This is a genomic window from Kluyvera sp. Awk 3 (assembly GCF_028069715.1).
GTDB classification, from domain to species: domain Bacteria; phylum Pseudomonadota; class Gammaproteobacteria; order Enterobacterales; family Enterobacteriaceae; genus Kluyvera; species Kluyvera georgiana_A.
Genome location: NZ_JANEWH010000020.1, coordinates 31,171 through 48,215 on the forward strand (window position 1 = coordinate 31,171; position 17,045 = coordinate 48,215).

Consider the following 17,045-nt stretch of genomic DNA (forward strand, 5'->3'; position numbering starts at 1 on the left):
TTAATGGCTGCGCAAAAACAGTCGGTGAAGCACATCGGTTAACAGATTACAGACGATGAACACACAGGCGGCGAAAATGGTGGTGCCGATCACCACCGGGAAATCGCCGTCCAGCGCCGCGTCAATCGCCAGCCGCCCAACGCCGTCGAGACCAAACATTTTCTCCGTGACAATCGCCCCGCCCATAATCGCCGCCAGCTCCAGCCCGGTGAGCATCAGCACCGGGCTGAGCGCCGGCTTCAGCGCATGGTCGAAGTAAACTCGCCACTCGCTGACGCCCTTAGCCCGCGCGGTGCGGATATAGTCCCGGTGCAGCACGTCCAGCATACTGCTGCGCAGCACGCGCTGGAAAATCCCCATCTCTGCCAGCGCCAGCGTCAACCACGGCAGCGCCAGATGACGCGCCCACTGCCACGGGTCTTCGCGCAGGGCGACATAGCCACCCGCCGGAAACCAGTTAAGGTTGTGCAGCGATAGCTGATAAAACAGGAAAAAGATAATCAGCATGCCGCTCAGGAAGGTGGGCAGCGACAGCGCGATATAGGCAAAGAATGCCAGCAGACGGTCAACAAAACGATCGCGATAGCGCGCCGCCAGCACGCCGGTGAGCAGCGATATCGCCGTCCAGATGACCAGCGCGCCCAGCGCCAGCGACAGCGTCACCGGCACTTTTTGCAAAATGAGCTGGGTGACCGGCGTCTGGAAACGGAACGAGTAACCCAGCGCGGGTGGCCAGTGCAGCATGCCTACCGGCGCTCCCTGAATCTCCGGTCCGCGCAGCAGGAAATAGCGCAACTGCTGGTACCAGGGATCGTTAAGGTGTAGCGCCCGGGCGATGGCATCGATGGCCTCCGGCGTGGCGTTGCGCGGCGCCAGCATTACCGCCGGATCCTGATAGGCGATACGGGTTAACGCAAAGGCGACAATGAGCACCAGCAGCAGCGTCAGGGCGCTACGCAACAGCGTGTTCAGTAACGTAGAAAAAGTCATGACTATCGGCGCTCCAGATGAGGGTCCAGGACGTTACGCAGGCCGCTGCTCAGGCAGTTAAAGCCCAGGACGGTAATAAACAGCGCCAGCGCGGGAGCGGCTAAAAACCACGGTTGCACCTGATACATCGCCGAGCGCTGCACGTCGGCAATCATATTGCCCAGGCTGGCGGCGGGGGCCGGAATACCGACGCCGAGAAACGAAAGGGTGGCCTCGGCGATAATATTGGTCGGCAGCTGGATGGCCCAGTAAATGCCCATCGTCGGCAGCACGCCGGGAATGATATCGCGCCACAGAATGCGCCACTGGCTTTCTCCCATCAGCGTGGCGGCGGCGACGAACTCCTGCTGGCGAATATCCAGCACCAGCCCCCGGCTCAGGCGCGCGAAATAGCCCCAGGAGAAGAAGGTGATGACGAAAATCACTACCCACAGCGGATCGACGCGCGGCCCGCTCTCGCCGCCCTGGTTGAGCGCCAGCAGACTCAGCGCCGTCACCACGAAGGGGAAGGAGAGCACCAGGTTGATCAACTGCTGGCACAGCGCGTCGATGCGTCCACCGCGATAGCCGCCAATCAGCCCGACGAACAGACCAATCACCATTGCCAGCGTGGTGGCGGGCACGGCGATCAGCAGCGAAATGCGGGTGCCGTACAGCGTGCGCACCAGCACATCGCGGCCATTATCGTCCGCGCCCAGCGGGAACGCCGCCGTTGGCCCCAGCGGAATCCCCATATCCGACAGGGCGCTGTCGCGAAACTGCTCGGTTTCTCCGTGACCGAGCCATGCCGCAACCAGCGGCGCGGCCAGCGCGGCTAAAACCATTAGCGCGACAATCACCAGCCCGCGGCGGGCGCTCGGTTCTCGCCATAACCGTTGCCAGAACGACGACGGTACGAGGGCGAATGGCTCAGAGAGCAACGGCTGGCTCATAGCCGACCTCCTCACTAAAACGGTAGGCGGCGCCGGGAATGGCCGCCAGCAGCTGCCGGGTCCACGCCTGCTGCGGCCGCTGGAAGATCTGTTCGGTACTGCCTTGCTCGATGATTTGCCCCGCCTGGAGCACCAGTACGCGGTCGCACAGCGCCGCCACCGCGTCGAGATCGTGGGAAATAAACAGCAGCGACAGCCCATAGCGGCTGCGCAGACGGGTGAACAGCTGGATGATGCGGTGCTGGGTGGTGATGTCCAGCGCCGACACCGCCTCGTCGGCGACGATCAGTTTCGGTTTCATCGCCAGCGCGCGGGCAATCACCACCCGTTGACGCTGGCCGCCGGAGAGCTGCGATGGATAACGGGAGGCGGTGGCCGCGGGGAGTTCCACCTGCGCCAGCAGATCGTCAATCGCCGCCCGTAGCGCCGTCGATGACAGCAGCCGGCCGCGTTCGCGCAGGGCGGTGAGCTGTAGCGGCTGCGCTAGCGTGTCGTCGATGCGTCGCCGTGGATTCAGGCTGCTGTAGGGATCCTGAAACACCATCTGCACCGCGTGGCGATCCGGATGGCGGTTTCCCGGATCTCGCCACGGCTGGCCTGACAGCGTCAACGTACCGCTGTCCGGAGCGTCCAGCCCGACGACAATGCGCCCCAGCGTGCTTTTCCCCGATCCGGACTCGCCGACCAGCCCCAGGATCTCTCCCTCGTGCAGACGAAAGTTCACGTCATTCAGCACCGGCGCGGCGGCTTTCCCCGACAAGAACAGCGAGGGTTTAACGAAGCGGCGCGAAACCTGACGCACCTCGAGTAGCGGCGTCGCCTCGCCGTGGCTAAACGGCGAGGGCGCGCGCGGATGCCAGCCCGCCTGCAGCAGCGAGCGGGTGTAGTCGTGCTGCGGCGTATCGAACAGCGCGCACGTGGCCCCCTGTTCAACCACGCGACCGTGCTGCATCACCACGATCCGGTCGGCAATATCGGCAACCACCCGTAGGTTATGGCTGATAAACACCAGCGCGCAGCCGTGCTGCTGCTGAAGCCGCTTTAACAGGCGCAGAATCGACGCCTGAACGGTGGCGTCCAGCGCGGTAGTGGGTTCATCGGCGATAATCAGCGCCGGATTCAGCGCAATGGCGATGGCGATCATCACCCGCTGGCGCTGGCCCCCGGAGAACTTTGCCGGACGCTCGTGATAGCGGCGGGCGGCATCGGCAATGCCCACCTCCGTCAGCAGCGCCAGCACCTGCTCGCGCAGGGCTTTACGCCCCACGCGGCGGTGAGCGAGAATCGCCTCTTCGATCTGTCGCCCGACGCTTTTCAGCGGGTGCAGGTTGCTGAGCGGATCCTGCGACACGTAGCCAATTTGCGCGCCGCGCAGCTGACGCTTCTGTTCCGGGGTAAAGGCGTGCAGCGGCTGGTCGTTAAAGACAATCTCTCCCTGCACGCGCATCGGCGTCGGCAGCAGGCCCAGCACCGCCAGTAAGCTGAGGCTTTTCCCGGACCCGGATTCACCCACTACCGCCAGCGTTTCACCCGGTTCGACGTGAAAACTGACGCCGTTGACCAGCGTGCTGTGCGGGTCAAGGCTAATCGTTAAGCCGCGTACATTGAGTAATGGCATCACGCCCCCTTAAGGCTTCAAGGCAATATTGGTGATATCGGCCTGCGTGGCGAGAGAGGACCACGTCCAGTGGGTCACGCGCTCGGAGGTCACCGCGATGCGGCGTTTCTCAAACAGCGGGATCCACGGCAGGTCGGCGGAGACCAGACGGTCGGCTTCTTGCCAGATAGGGCCGGGGTTATCCGAGCTGTAGGCCTGTTTCGCCAGCTGGTTCAGTTTGGGGTTGCTATAGCAGATGGCATACACGTTGCCGCGCCCGCACGGTGAGGCGTCTGAGTTCAGCCAGCCGCCGAGCAGCATGCGCGTCGCCGGACCCTGCCAGTCCGGCGAGGTCTGGCCGAGCGCCAGATCCCAACGGTTTTCCGGGCTTTGCAGATAGGCCATAAACTGCGGCGGCGGCACCGGGATCAGGTTCAGGCGAATGCCCGCGCGCGCCAGATCTTCTTTGAGGATCACCGCCAGCGTGCTGAACTGGTTATTGGCGCGATAAACCAGATCCAACGCCAGCCCATCAGTTAGCCCGGCCTCTTTCAACAGCGCTTTGGCTTTTTCCGGGTCGCCTTTGCTATCAGGGGTGGCATAGGGATCGAACGGCTCATGGCCGAGCAGGGTGCTGGTGATAATCTGCCCCAGCGGCAGGGCGGCAATTTTCCCGCCCTGCGCCTGTACCAGGTGCGCCTTGTTCACCGCGTAGGCTAACGCCTGGCGGACGCGCAGGTCGCGCAGCGCGGTGGCACCCGCGCTTTTGGCCTGCGGCTGGGCGTTGATGGCGATAAAGTTTGCCGCGCCGCTGTTGGCGGCATGCAGATACGGGCTTTTCTGTACCAGATACTGGCGTACCGCGGCCTGCGGCGGGACGTCGAGGTACAGCGACAGGTCGGCATCGCCGGCCTGAATACGCTGCATCACGCTGTCTTCGTTATTGCCGGTGAAGCTCACTTCGATGGCGTCAACCCACGCTTTACGCGCCGGGTCTTCCGCGTGGTTGTAGTCTTTGACCTTCGTCAGCAGCAGCTTCTGGCCGCTCACATAGCTGGCGACTTCGTACGGCCCGCTGGACGGGAAGTTTTTACGGAACTCCTGCGAGTCCGGGAAGTAGCGCGAGGCCACCTCTTCCGGCAGCGGGGTGACGAAGTTCATCGACAGAATGTTGAGGAAGTCATAGTTCTTGCTGTCAGACCGCAGGACCAGGGTTTTATCGTCCGGCGCGCTGACGCCTGCAATCTCATGGCTGTCGATAAAGGCCTTGCTGGCGGCCAGATCGCCGGTTGCCACCTTACTGAAGGCCTGGCAATAGTCGGCAAATCCGGAGAACGCGAGGTTGAAGTAGTTGACCGCCGCCACCTGTTTGTTGGGGTCGCAGAAACGCTTAATGGCGTAGACGAAGTCCTTCGCCACAATGGGCCGCGTGGTTGGCCCCGCGTAGCGAATGCCGTCGCGCAGGTGGAAGGTATAGGTTTTACCGTCGGCGCTGACGTCCCATGATTTTGCCAGATCGCCCACCAGCGTGGTGTCGTCCTTCAGGCTCTGTGGCGAGCCGGGGTAGGTGACCAGTTGGCGGGTGACCGCGCGCAGAATCTCCCACGAATCTACCGAATAGCCGGTCAGCGGATCGAAGGCGTCGAGGTCCGGCTGCAATGAGGCGATTTTTAAGGTGCCGCCCGGCTGTGGGGCGGCCTCTTCGGCGAATGCCGGAACCATCGCGCCGGTGACCAGCGCGACGAAAAGTGCCTGGCCCGCCAGGGGCCAACGAATGCTGTGCATCAAAAAATCTCCCGAAAAAGTTAGAAGAAGATCCCCGACCAGGGATGTTCATGACAGGCCAGCAGGCACGTTAAACGCGCGGCGGCCTGTGAATGGTGCGGTTGAAGGCGACGGGCGTTGGCGAGCTGCTGAGCGGTGTATTCGCCAAGCAGCAGCATGGCGAGCGCGTCGATTCCCAGCGTGATATCCGGTCGGCTCGCGCTGCGCTGAATGCCGTCCGACGATAGCCGCCAGACGCCGTGGTTCTCCGCCAACAGCGGATCGTTAATCGCCAGCGTGACCGCTTCGCCGCTTGCGTAGCGTCGGGCGTTAAGCGTCTGCTCGACGTTGATGATCCGCAGCCAGCTCTCGTCGATGCGCCCCGTTTGCTGGACCGCGCGCGGGTTGGCCAGCAGTAGCGGGAGCGGGTCATCCACCGGGCGGTGCGGCAGTTCGATATAGCGCGCGATATCCAGCTGAAGCAGATAGCCGAGCAGCTGCGCGGCAAGCTGTGGATCGGCGGCGTGCAGATCGTCAACCACCAGCGTGCGCTCGGTGCTGTAGAGCCAGTTGTCGTCGGGCTTCGCGTGATAACGGACAAAACCCTGCGCCTCGCCGTCCTTCAGCGCCAGCGCGACATAATGGTTCAGGTTGCTGTGCGCCAGACGATGCTGCTGGAGCGCCCACCACTGCGGCCAGCGGGCCAACGTGCCGGCGTGAGGGTGTGGAAAGCGAGCGACGATGGCTTGTTGCGCCTCCCAGGCATTCGCGGCGGGCAGCAGACGAATGTCGCCCTCCGCCGCAGGCAGCGACGGCAGTTCACGTTTATCGATACGCAGATCCTGAATCGCGGTGGCGATACCAAAGCCAAAGCGCCCATAAATCGTGCCCTGCGAGGCGCGCAGCGTGGCGACGGCGACGCCCTGCCGATAGAGATCCGCCAGCTGTTGGCTGAAGAGCGCCCGCAGCACGCCGCGACGGCTGAAGTGCGGCAGTACGCCAACGTGAGTGACGGCGGCATGTGGCACGCGCTGGCCGCCCGGCAGCGTCAGTTCACCGGGAAAGCTATTGCTGGTGCCCGCCAGTTGCCCGTCGAGCGACGCGGCGTAAACGCGCCCCGGCACCACGTAGCGCTCAGCCCAGCCATCGACCGGCGTAACGCCTCCCGGCAGGCCGAACATCGCCTGGCGAAACAGCGTCGCGGCGGCAAGCAGCTCGGCGGGGTCATGAAGAGTCCGAATCTCCGGCATCGTGACGTCCTTAGCGTTTCGGCGGCGCGTAGACGCGCGGCGTCGGCAGCTTGCCGCTCAGCACGTAGTCGCCCACTTCGCGCGTCCGGTAGGCCACCGGGTCGTGCAGCGTATGGGTACGCACGTTGCGCCAGAACACGTCCAGCCCGTATTGATTGCTGGTGGAACGTCCGCCGGTCAGCTCGTAGATTTCATTGCTGATTTTCAGCGCCACGTTGTTGGCAATCACCTTGGCCTGGTCGGTTAACAGCGCCAGCTCGCCCCACTGGGTTTCGCTGAGATCGTCGCCCGCGTGGAAAGCGTCCTGGAAGGCGTGGGCGGTTTTTTCCGCCAGCGCGATCCCGGCGGCGAGGTCGGAAGAGAGTTCCCCCGCCTTCAGCCGGTGATAGGGATCCTGCAGCGCGCTCTCCACGCCGGACTCCGGCCACGGGCGGACGGTGTCGCGGAAATAGGCGGCGGCTTGTTTCAGCGCGCCTTCGGCAATGCCGAGGTAGAAGTGAACGAAGATCAGCTGGCTGAACTGGTTGCGCAGGGCGTTGCGCAGCAGCGCGCTGTGCGGCTTCTCCTCCAGCCCGGTGAGGCGATCTTTCTCCTGCAGGCGCAGGCGGTTGAACTCCAGCGTACCGCTGGCGGTGAGGCGCTGGCCGAGGTTGTCCCAGTCATCGTTAAAGGTAATGCCCGGCTGGTCGGCGGTGACCTGATACTGCACCAGTTCATCGCCCACCCATACGGCGATGGTCATCACCTGCGAGACGGCGGCACCGGTGGCGAAGGTACGGCGTCCGGTGACGTACAGGTCGCTGCCATCCCATTCCAGCTGCAGACGCGGGTCACGCGGGTTGCTGATGCTCGACTGGAACCAGCCTTTTTCCGCCACGCCGCGGGCGATAAATTCCCACTGCTCGCGGTTGCCGAGAATGTAGCTCCAGACGCCGTTGGAGTAGTGATAGGTAATCAACTGGCCGAGGGAGCCGTCGGCCGCGGAGATAATGCGGCCAATCTCCAGCGCCTGCACCAGATTCGCGCCGCCGCCGCCCAATGACTTCGGCACCGCTAATTTGAGCAGGCCGCTCTGGCGCAGCCAGTCGATCTCTTCAAACGGATGCTGGTTGGCACGATCGCGCTCCAGCAAGGTGGCGTACAGGCGATCCGCGACTTCCTGCGCCACCGCTTTCCAGTGGGCGAATTCCTGGTGGTTAAGTCCGGCATAAATGTCCTGAGCGTGGCTCATAGTTCCTCTCTTAGGTGCGATGTTTTTTTATGGTTGATGTGATGAATGCAGCAGTCCGCTGCGGCGTAGCAGGGCGCCTGCGCCCTCGGCGAACCAGTAAGCCTCTTCAAGATGCGGCTGGCCGGATAAAATAAAGTGCTCGATGCCCAGCGCGTGGAAGGCCTGGATTTTCTCCGCCACCTGCTGGTGGCTGCCGACGATGGCGGTTCCCACGCCGCCGCGCACCAGCGCATAGCCGCTCCAGATATTAGGGGCGACCTCCAGCAGACGGACGTTTTCTGGATTGACCTGCTCGGCCTGAATATCCTCCAGCAGCGCGCTCATGCGTTTTTGCCCAACCGATTCGGTGCGCCCCAACAGCGACTGGGCGCTGTGAATACGCTCCGGGGTAATGCCGTTGAGCAGGCGTGCGGCTTCGCGCCAGGCCTCCTCCTCGGTATCGCGGCTGATAACGTGAAAGCGAATGCCAAAGCTCGGCGTGCGCCCCTGGGCTGCGGCCAGCGCGCGCACGGTTTCCAGCTGCGGCGCGACCTGCTCCGGCGGCTCGCCCCAGCTAATCCAGGTGTCGGCCTGAGCGGCGGCGACCTGCTGGGCCGCCGGGCTGGAACCGCCAAAGAACACCGGCGGTACGGGCCACGGCGACGGCAGTAGGGTGGCCTGCTCCAGCTGATAGTGCTCGCCGTGAAAATCGAACGGCTGGCCGCTATTTCTGGCATGGCTGACGCCTTTAAACGCGGCAATGAACTCGCCGCTGCGGGCGTAGCGTTGATCGTGATCCAGTCGGTCGCCGTAGCGACGTTGTTCAACCGGATCGCCGCCGGTGACGATATTGATCATCAATCGCCCTTCGGTCAGCCGCTGGAAGCTCGCGGCCTGATGGGCCGCCAACGTCGGTGAAATAAAGCCCGGGCGGAAGGCTACGATAAATTTCAGCCGTTCGGTGTGCTGGCTGATGGCCATGGTGCTGAGCCACGCGTCTTCGCACCAGCTGCCGGTCGGCGTCAGCACGCCCTCAAAGCCCAGACGTTCGGCGCTGCGGGCGATATCCACCAGATAATCGAGTGTTGCGGGGCGGAACTGCCCGCCGATGCCGCTGATATGTTGGGAGTCGTCGCCCGCGCCGACGATCCCCCGGCTGTCGCCGTTGGTCGGCAGATACCAGTGCAGATGAATGCTCATGGCGCCTCCTGGATATAGCTCTCGCTCAGCTGGCGGAAACGCGTGCCGGGGTGATCGTCACGCAGCCGCCGTTGCCCGTTGCCCTGCAGGCGTTCGCGCAGGGTCAGGGATGAACCATCGGCGCGGCGCATGCGGCCTCGCGCCTGCAGCTCCGGCACCACCCAGCGGACAAAATCTTCAAAGCTGCCGGGGCTGATGGCGTAGGCGAGGTTGAAGCCGTCCACGCCGGAGGCGTCGGCGAAGGCTTCCAGCTGGTCGGCGACGCTCTGCGGGCTGCCCACCAGCGTTGGGTGAATGCCGCCGATGCCGATATAGTTGCTGATATCGCCCACCGTCCACTGACGCTCGGCGTCGATGCGCGTCAGCCCGGCCAGCGCGGAACGGCTGGCGTTGGTTTCGATATATTTGAGCGGCGCGTCCAGCGACCAGCCGGACCAGTCCACCCCGGTCCACGCGGAAAACAGCGCCAGCGCCGCCTCCTGGCTGGCGTAGCTGAGGTAGTCCTGGAATTTGGCGTGGGCTTTGGCGTCGTCTTCATCCACCACTACGCTGATGGCGGTGATAAAACGAATGGCGTCGGCGGCACGGCCCTGCTCGTGCGCCTGGGTACGAATTTTGTCGATATTCTGCGCAATGGACTGCGGCGTGGTGCCGCCAAGGAACACCACTTCGGCGTTCTGCGCGGCGAACAGCCGTCCGCGATCCGAGGTGCCGGCCTGGAACAGCACCGGCGTGCGCTGCGGGCTGGGCTCGGCAAGATGGGCATCCGGCACGGTAAACCAGCGTCCCTGATGGCGAATCGGGTGAACTTTGGCCGGGTCGGTATACACGCCTGCCTCGCGGTCGCGTCGTACCGCATCGTCTTCCCATGAGCCTTCCCACAGTTTGTAGGTGACCTCCAGAAACTCCTGCGCCCGCTCGTAGCGTTCGTCGTGGTCCATCTGTTTTTCCAGCCCGAGGTTTCGCGCGGCGGACTCCAGCACCGAGGTCACAATGTTCCACGCCACCCGGCCTTTGGTCAGGTGATCGAGAGTGGTGAACTTGCGCGCCAGCAGGTAAGGATGTTCGTAGGTGGTGGAGACGGTAATGCCAAAACCGAGCTGACGGGTGGCGGCGGCCATCGCCGAGACCAGCAGCAGCGGGTCGTTGACCGGCGACTGCGCGGCGGTTCGCAGCGCGGCGTCCGGTTTGCCCTGGTAGACGTCAATCTGCCCCAGCGCGTCGGCGATAAACATCGCATCGAATCCGGCGTCATCCAGCAGGCGCGCAATGTGCAGCCAGTAGTCGAGCGTGGTGTACTCGCTGGCGCGGTCGTCGGGGTGTCGCCACAGCCCGGCGGAGACGTGGCCGACGACGTTCATCATAAAGCCATTGAATAACAGTTGTTTTTTCGTGGTTGTCATGGTGTGTCCTTATTAAACTGGTCAGGCAAATCGTTTTAAGGCCGTCTCTGTCTCGCCCGGTGGCAGCAGATAATTGGCGGCCAGCAGCTGCCGGGTGAGCGGATGGCGCTCGGTGGCATACAGCGCGTGGCGGGGGAAATCATCAACGACTTCGCCGTGGGCCATCACCACAATGCGCTGGCAGAACTGGGCCACCAGCGCCAGGTTGTGGCTGATAAACAGGCAGGTCAGGGCGTGCTGTTGATGCATACGGGTGAGCAGGGTCATCACCTGCGCCTGCACCGTGAGATCCAGCGCTGAGGTGGGTTCGTCGAGCAGCAGAAAACGCGGATTCACCACCAGCGCGCGGGCGATATTGGCGCGCTGGCGTTGGCCGCCGGAGAGCTGGTGCGGGTAGCGTTGCAGCAGCCCGACGTCCAGCCCCACTTCGCTAAACAGCGACTGGGCGCGGGCCACCGCCTGCGAGCGCTGTGTGGCGGTGCCGAGACGAAACTGCGGGCGCACCAGCTGTTCTTCCAGCGTCAGGCGCGGGTTGAACGACGCCAGGCTGTCCTGGAACACGCATTGCAGCTGACGGCGCAGGGCGGCGACGCTCTGCGGATCAGCCGTTCGCACCGGCTCGCCAGCAAACAGGATCTCGCCGCGATCGGCGGGGATCAGCTGCGCCAGCAGCCGCGCGAGGGTTGATTTTCCGGAGCCGGACTCGCCGATAATGCCAACAATCTCACCGCGCTGAACGCGCAGATTGACGTTGTTTACCGCCGTCACCGGCACCTTTTTCGGCCACCAACCCTGTGGCTCGCGTCGCCAGAAATCTTTACCCAGCGTGCGGGTTTGCAGCAGCGGCGCGCCGTCAACGAGTCGCGCGGCGACCGGTGAGATATTCGGCCACGGCACCGCCGCCAGCAGCGATTGGGTATAGGGATGCTGCGGTGCGGCAATAAGTTCTGCTGTGGCCGCCTGCTCAACGATGCGCCCATGCTGCATTACCGCAACGCGGTCGCTTAAGGCCGCCACCACGCCGAAATCGTGGGTGATGATCAACAGCGCCATTTGCTGCTGCTGGCACAGCTCTTTGAGCAACTGGAGGACCTCGCGCTGTACGGTCGCATCGAGGGCGGTGGTGGGCTCATCGGCAATCAGCAGGCGCGGGCGGCACATGGCGGCGAGCGCAATCAGAATACGCTGGCGCATCCCGCCGGAGAGCTGGTGCGGATAGAGCGCCATCACCTGCTCCGGCTGGCGGATTTTCATGCGCACCAGCCAGGCGATCGCCTCTTCGCGCAGGGCGCGTCGCCCCAGCGCCGGGTGCAGACGACGCAGATTGTGCTGAAGCTGTTTGCCCACTCGCCACGAGGGATCGAGGGTGGAGAGCGAGTTCTGAAACACCATCGCAATATCGTGGCCGCGCAGGCGGTTAAGCTGTGCCGTCGACTGGTGCAGCAGCGGCTGGCCGTCGAAGGTGATGCTGCCGCCCAGTGTCACCTGGTCTGCGGGCAGCAGGCCGAGAATGGCGGCGGCGGTGACGCTTTTACCGGAACCGGATTCCCCCGCCAGCGCCAGCACTTCGCCGGGGGCAATGGTCAGGGAGACGTCGTTTACCGCCTGGACGTTCTGGCGGTGGAAAAGCACGTTAAGGTGGGCAATCTGCAGCAGGCTCATGGTTGCCGCTCCTTATTGGTAAGGGTCAAGGAGATCGCGCAAGCCGTCCCCCAGCCAGTTAAACGCCAGCGACAGCAGCACGATCGCCACGGCAGGCGCGGTAGCCACGTGCGGCGCGCCGAGGATCATCATCTGTGCGCCTTCGCCGACCATGCGCCCCCAATCGGCCTGCGGTGGCTGCACGCCCAGGCCAAGAAAACTCAGGCCGGCGAGGAACACCACCATGCCGCCGAGCAGCGAGGTGGTGTACACCAGCAGCGGCGTGGCGACGTTGGGCATAATTTCACGGAACAGAATGTCGGCAGTCGACGCCCCCTGAGCGCGTAGCGCTTCGACGTACTCTTTCGCCACTTCGGCGCGGGTATCGCGATAGACCACGCGGGTGAGGTAGGGTATGACGCTGCAAATCAGGGTAATGATGAGCGTGGGATAACCGCTGCCCAGCACCGCCGACAGGCCGATGGCGAGCAGCACCATCGGGAAGGCGAACAGCATGTCCATGCTGCGCATAATCAGTTCGGAAAAGGCCGACGCGCGAAAGCCTGCCAGCATGCCGAGCGCCAGGCTCACCAGCGCGGCGAAGATAATCGGCAGCACCGAGGCGGCGAGCAGGCTGCGCCCGCCCCAGATGATACGGCTTAAGACATCGCGCCCCTGATTATCCAGCCCCAGTAGATGGCCCGGCGTACCCGGCGGCGCCAGACGCAGGCCGTCGAAGGCCGCGAGCGGGTCATAGGGCGATAGCCACGGCGCGAACAGCGACACCAGCAGCGCGCAGAGCAGAATCAGCAGGCCGAGCAGCGCCAGCCCGTGTCGTGAAAGCCGACGCAGGAAGAGGGTAGGGGTCATGGTTAACGGGCTCCTTCGTGGCGGGGATCCAGCCAGTCCTGCAGGATGTCGCTCAGCAGATTGACGGCGAGGAAGCAGACGGCGATCAACATCACCCCGGTCTGGATAGTGGGGTAGTCCTGGCCCGCAGCGGCGTTATACAGCTGAGAGCCAATGCCGGGCCAGGCGAAAATCTTCTCAATAAAGATGACGCCGCTGAGCAGGTAGCCAATTTGCAGCCCGGTGATGCTGACAATCGGCGCCAGCAGGTTCCGTCCCAGGTGTCGCCACAGCAACAGCGCTGTGGGATAGCCCAGCGCCCGGTAGGTACGGATGTAGTCAGCATTCATGATGTCGATGACGCTGTGACGCACCTGACGGGCGAGAATCAGCATCGAGATCAGCGCCGTGGAGAGCGCCGGTAAAAACAGATGGTGCAGCAGGTCGCCCAGCCCGCGGTCGCCGCGCATGTCGTACATCCCCGAGACCGGGAACCAGCGCAGCTTCACGGCAAACAGCCAGATGAAAAACACCGCCAGCCAGAAGATGGGAATGTTATGGCCGAGCTGGACCAGCAGCATCACCAGGCGGTCACGGCGGGTGCCCTGCCACAGGCCGCACGTTACGCCTACCGCGACGCCGGGTATCAGGCATAACAGCACCGCCGCGCCGGTCAGAATCGCGGTGTTGGCGAAAGCGCTGCTCAGCACCTCGATCACCGGTGCGCGCAGGGTTAGCGAGGTGCCCCAGTCGCCGCTGAACAGGTTTTTCAGCCACAGCAGGTACTGCACCGCCGCAGGCTTATCCAGCCCGTAAACGTGACGAATTTGCTCGATGGCCTCGCTGGAGAGCTGCCCGGCCAGCGCGTTGGCGATCGGGTCGCCGGGCACCAGCTTGGCAATCAGGAACACCAGCAGCGAGATCAGAAACAGCAGCGGCACGGCCTGCGCCAGGCGAAGCAGTACGATGCGAATCATGGTTTCAACCACACGCGGGTCAGGTCGTAGAAATTCTGCGCCGGGACGTTAAAGCCCTGGACGGCGGGCGACGAGGTAAACACGCGGTTCAGCTCAAGCAGCGGGACAAACGCCGCCTGCTGCTGGAACTGCTGGTTAACCTGATGCCACAACGTCAACGCTTTTTGCCGATCGGTGGTGACGCTGGCCTCGGCGATCAGCGGCTCGACGCCGGTAATGACCTTTTCGCCTTTGCCGCGGGAAACCACGTAGTTTTTCCATGCCACGTTCAGCCACTGCGGGGTAATCAGCCCCCATTCCATGGTGAATAGCCCGGTGTCGTCGGCGAGGTTGGCCAGGTGCGAGCTGTAGGTAATCCACTCCTGTGACACCACCTTCACGGTAATGCCAACCTTGCTCAGATCGCGTTGGATCCACTCAATCACCGGCTGGTTTTGATCGTAAGTGATGATGGTGAAGCTCACTTCACCGGGCTGATACCCGGCATCGGCCAGCAGTTTTTTCGCCCCTTCCGGGTCGTAGGTATAGTCTTTCTGCTCGGCGAGGAAGGCTTCGTTTGAGCGGTTAAGAATGCTGTAGCTTGCCACCGCGTGGCCGTTCAGCAGCGACTTCACCAGCTCTTCACGGTTGATGGCTTTGATCACCGCCTGGCGCACGGCCAGCTGGCGGGTATATTTATTGGCAAAGTTCCAGCCGAGGAACAGCTGGTTAGCTTCGGTGCTGTCATGCACCGTGTAGCCGCTCTGCGAGAGCAGATCGACCGCGTCGGTCGGGGTCCGTGACAGGATATCCACCTGGCCGGACTGTAACGCGCTGACGCCGGTACTGCCGTCGAGAATCGGGCGGAAGATCAGCCGTTCCATATACGGTTTTTTGCCCCACCAGTCGTCGTTGCGCACCAGTTCGGTACGGTCGTTGCGAACCCGCAGCACAAAGCGGTACGGCCCGGTCCCGGTTGGGTGTTCCGCCAGACCGTCCTGGCCCCATTTTTTCAACGCCGCCGGGCTAAAAATGCCGGAAACCCAGTTGCCCTGCGGCAGGAAACGCAGGAAGTCAGGGAAGGGCTGGTTGAAGGTGTAACGCACGGTAAGCGGGTCGATAACCTCAATCGCTTTCAGGTCGCGATAAACCTGAGCCATGGTGGCCTGTGAGCGGGCATCGAAGAATTCAAACTGCGGGTCGGTAAAGCGGCGCACGTTGAAGCGTACCGCTTCGGCGTCAAACGGCGTACCGTCGTGGAACTTAACCCCTTCACGCAGATGAAAGGTGTAGACGGTCGCGTTGTCGTTAACGTCCCAATGGGTCGCCAGGCCGGGAACGATCGGCGGGGTGCCCTTTGCCGCCGGAACCGAGAGATCTTCGGCCACCAGCGACTCATAAATATGTTTGTCTACCCGGTAAGTTTCATAAGAATACTGGCGGTTGGGATCGTAAATGGTCGGTTCCAGCGCCTGGCCAATAATTAACGTTTTGCCATAACGCGATTTCTCATCACCGTCTTCAGCAAAGGACAAACCGGGTAATCCTAATCCCATAAATAATGTGGTGGAAATGGCGGTGAGCTGTAATAGCTTACGGCGAGATAATGATATCCCGGATGAAAATTGATTGTTTTTCATAACGATGTCCGATTTGCGAATGCAGGTGTTTTTAATATTTGCCTGATTTTTTTATTGGGATCAGGTCAGACGGCGATACTAGCACCGGATAAAAAAGAGAATAAATACGCATTTGTGATTTTGTTTTCTGCTTTTCTTATTTGCGGTTTTTGGCTTTAGTTTGCCGGATTTATTCATTGTCGATAAAAATTGTTTTATTTAAGGTCAGTTCTTTTTATTTCGGTAAATAAAATGCGCAATAACATTATTCTCAGTGGGTTTACGATGGCGGCGGTTTCCCACATTAACTACGGCATGTGGCGTGACCCACAGGACCAAAGTTATCGCTATACCGATATTGAATACTGGGTGGCGCTGGCAAAGCTGCTGGAAGATAACGGCTTTGACTGCCTGTTTATTGCCGATGCGCTGGGGCTGATTGATAGCTGGCAAGGCAGCCCGGCGGCATCACTGGCGCAGGGGATTCAGTCGCCGCTGATTGACCCGCTGCTGCTGGTTTCCGCCATGGCGGCGCAGACGCAGCGGCTGGGATTTGGGATCACGGTCTCCACCACCTATGAACAGCCTTATCTGCTGGCACGCAAATTTACCACCCTCGATCACCTGACCGGCGGGCGTATTGCCTGGAATGTGGTGACGTCACAGCTGGAGAGCGCGGCGCGCAATCTGGGGCTGGAAAAACAGATGGACCACGACGAGCGCTACGATCGCGCCGATGAGTTTCTGAGCGTGAGCTATAAATTGTGGCAACACTCCTGGGAGCGTGCGGCGCTGAGGCGCGATAAGGCGGCGGGCATCTACAGCGACCCGCAGAAAGTGCATGCGGTCAACCATCGCGGACGCTGGTTTTCGGTGCCGGATGCCCATCTTTCTGAGCCCAGCCCGCAGCGCACGCCGGTGATTTTCCAGGCTGGCGGCTCGCCGCGCGGCATTGATTTTGCCGCGAAGCATGCTGAAGTGGTATTTGTCGCCGGGCTGGACGCCAGCGGCGTGCGCCGACAGGTGGCGGCAATTAAGGCGCGGGCGGCGGCGTTGGGCCGCGCGCCGGGGGCGATTAAGTTTATCAGCGCGGTGACGGTGATTACCGGGGAAAGCGAACATGACGCGCAGGCGCGCTATGCGGAACGGCGCGCCCGCTACGATTTGCAGGGGGCGTTGATTCACTACGGGGCCAGCACCGGGGTCGATCTCGCCGGTCATTCGCTGGATGCGCCGCTCGCCTGGCAGCAGACAAACTCTAACCGTTCGCTGCTGAAAATGGTGACCGGCGAAGACGGGCAACCTAGCCGCACGCTGCGTGAAGTGTTTCATCCTGAACAGGGTCTGGGGCGGCAAAAAACGTTTGTCGGCAGCGGCGACAGCGTGGCCGCACAGCTGGAACAGTGGCTGGAGGAGAGCGACACCGACGGCATTAACCTGGCGCAATGGCTGTCGCCGGGCTGCTTTGAAGATTTTGCTCGCTGGGTGATACCCGCGCTAAAACAGCGGGGGCTGTTGGGCAATGCTGGCGAAGCCGCCACGTTGCGCCAGCGCTTATTCCCGGATGGCAGCGCCGAGCCCGCAGCCGATCATCCCGCGCAGATTAAATAGCGGAAATAAAGTTTCTTTATTTG

General features: G+C 62.4%; 13 protein-coding genes. 1 reads left to right on the plus strand and 12 read right to left on the minus strand.

Annotated features, from left to right (window positions below):
- From NNN71_RS06700 to NNN71_RS06755, 12 genes are read right to left on the minus strand one after another with little or no spacing between them, the layout of a single operon-like run.
- Positions 1–990: an ABC transporter permease gene (locus NNN71_RS06700; protein WP_271458152.1), complete on the minus strand. Its 990-nt coding sequence runs from the start codon at positions 988–990 to the stop codon at positions 1–3.
- A 2-nt stretch (positions 991–992) separates the two neighbouring features.
- Complete coding sequence (locus NNN71_RS06705; protein ID WP_167576241.1) at positions 993–1,922, minus strand: ABC transporter permease; 930 nt, start codon at positions 1,920–1,922, stop codon at positions 993–995.
- Positions 1,900–3,540: a dipeptide ABC transporter ATP-binding protein gene (locus NNN71_RS06710; protein WP_271458153.1), complete on the minus strand. Its 1,641-nt coding sequence runs from the start codon at positions 3,538–3,540 to the stop codon at positions 1,900–1,902. The genes NNN71_RS06705 and NNN71_RS06710 overlap by 23 nt, the downstream gene beginning before the upstream one ends.
- A 9-nt stretch (positions 3,541–3,549) precedes the next feature.
- Entirely contained in the window at positions 3,550–5,304 is a 1,755-nt protein-coding gene (locus NNN71_RS06715; RefSeq protein ID WP_271458154.1) for an ABC transporter substrate-binding protein, read from the minus strand.
- Between the two features lie 20 nt (positions 5,305–5,324).
- Complete coding sequence (locus NNN71_RS06720; protein WP_271458155.1) at positions 5,325–6,533, minus strand: GNAT family N-acetyltransferase; 1,209 nt, start codon at positions 6,531–6,533, stop codon at positions 5,325–5,327.
- A gap of 10 nt (positions 6,534–6,543) precedes the next feature.
- The gene (locus NNN71_RS06725; RefSeq protein WP_271458156.1) at positions 6,544–7,764 is read right to left on the minus strand and encodes an acyl-CoA dehydrogenase family protein; all 1,221 of its coding nucleotides are present in this window, start codon (positions 7,762–7,764) and stop codon (positions 6,544–6,546) included.
- A 27-nt stretch (positions 7,765–7,791) separates the two neighbouring features.
- The gene (locus NNN71_RS06730; protein WP_167576236.1) at positions 7,792–8,943 is read right to left on the minus strand and encodes an LLM class flavin-dependent oxidoreductase; all 1,152 of its coding nucleotides are present in this window, start codon (positions 8,941–8,943) and stop codon (positions 7,792–7,794) included.
- Complete coding sequence (locus NNN71_RS06735) at positions 8,940–10,346, minus strand: LLM class flavin-dependent oxidoreductase (RefSeq protein WP_271458157.1); 1,407 nt, start codon at positions 10,344–10,346, stop codon at positions 8,940–8,942. The genes NNN71_RS06730 and NNN71_RS06735 overlap by 4 nt, the downstream gene beginning before the upstream one ends.
- A gap of 21 nt (positions 10,347–10,367) precedes the next feature.
- A complete protein-coding gene (locus tag NNN71_RS06740) occupies positions 10,368–12,008 on the minus strand; it encodes a dipeptide ABC transporter ATP-binding protein (protein WP_271458158.1) in 1,641 nt (546 codons plus the stop codon).
- Positions 12,009–12,020: 12 nt separating this feature from the next.
- Positions 12,021–12,857, minus strand: coding sequence for an ABC transporter permease (locus tag NNN71_RS06745; RefSeq protein WP_163447920.1), 837 nt, complete (start codon positions 12,855–12,857; stop codon positions 12,021–12,023).
- Positions 12,858–12,859: 2 nt separating this feature from the next.
- Positions 12,860–13,813, minus strand: a complete 954-nt coding sequence (locus NNN71_RS06750; RefSeq protein ID WP_271458159.1) for an ABC transporter permease — start codon at positions 13,811–13,813, stop codon at positions 12,860–12,862.
- Complete coding sequence (locus NNN71_RS06755) at positions 13,810–15,432, minus strand: ABC transporter substrate-binding protein (RefSeq protein ID WP_065356239.1); 1,623 nt, start codon at positions 15,430–15,432, stop codon at positions 13,810–13,812. Before NNN71_RS06755 ends, NNN71_RS06750 begins: the two co-directional genes overlap by 4 nt.
- Before the next feature lie 231 nt (positions 15,433–15,663).
- Between NNN71_RS06755 and NNN71_RS06760 the strand changes: the two genes are divergently transcribed.
- Positions 15,664–17,022: an NtaA/DmoA family FMN-dependent monooxygenase gene (locus NNN71_RS06760; protein WP_271458160.1), complete on the plus strand. Its 1,359-nt coding sequence runs from the start codon at positions 15,664–15,666 to the stop codon at positions 17,020–17,022.
- The last annotated feature ends 23 nt before the right edge of the window (positions 17,023–17,045 follow it).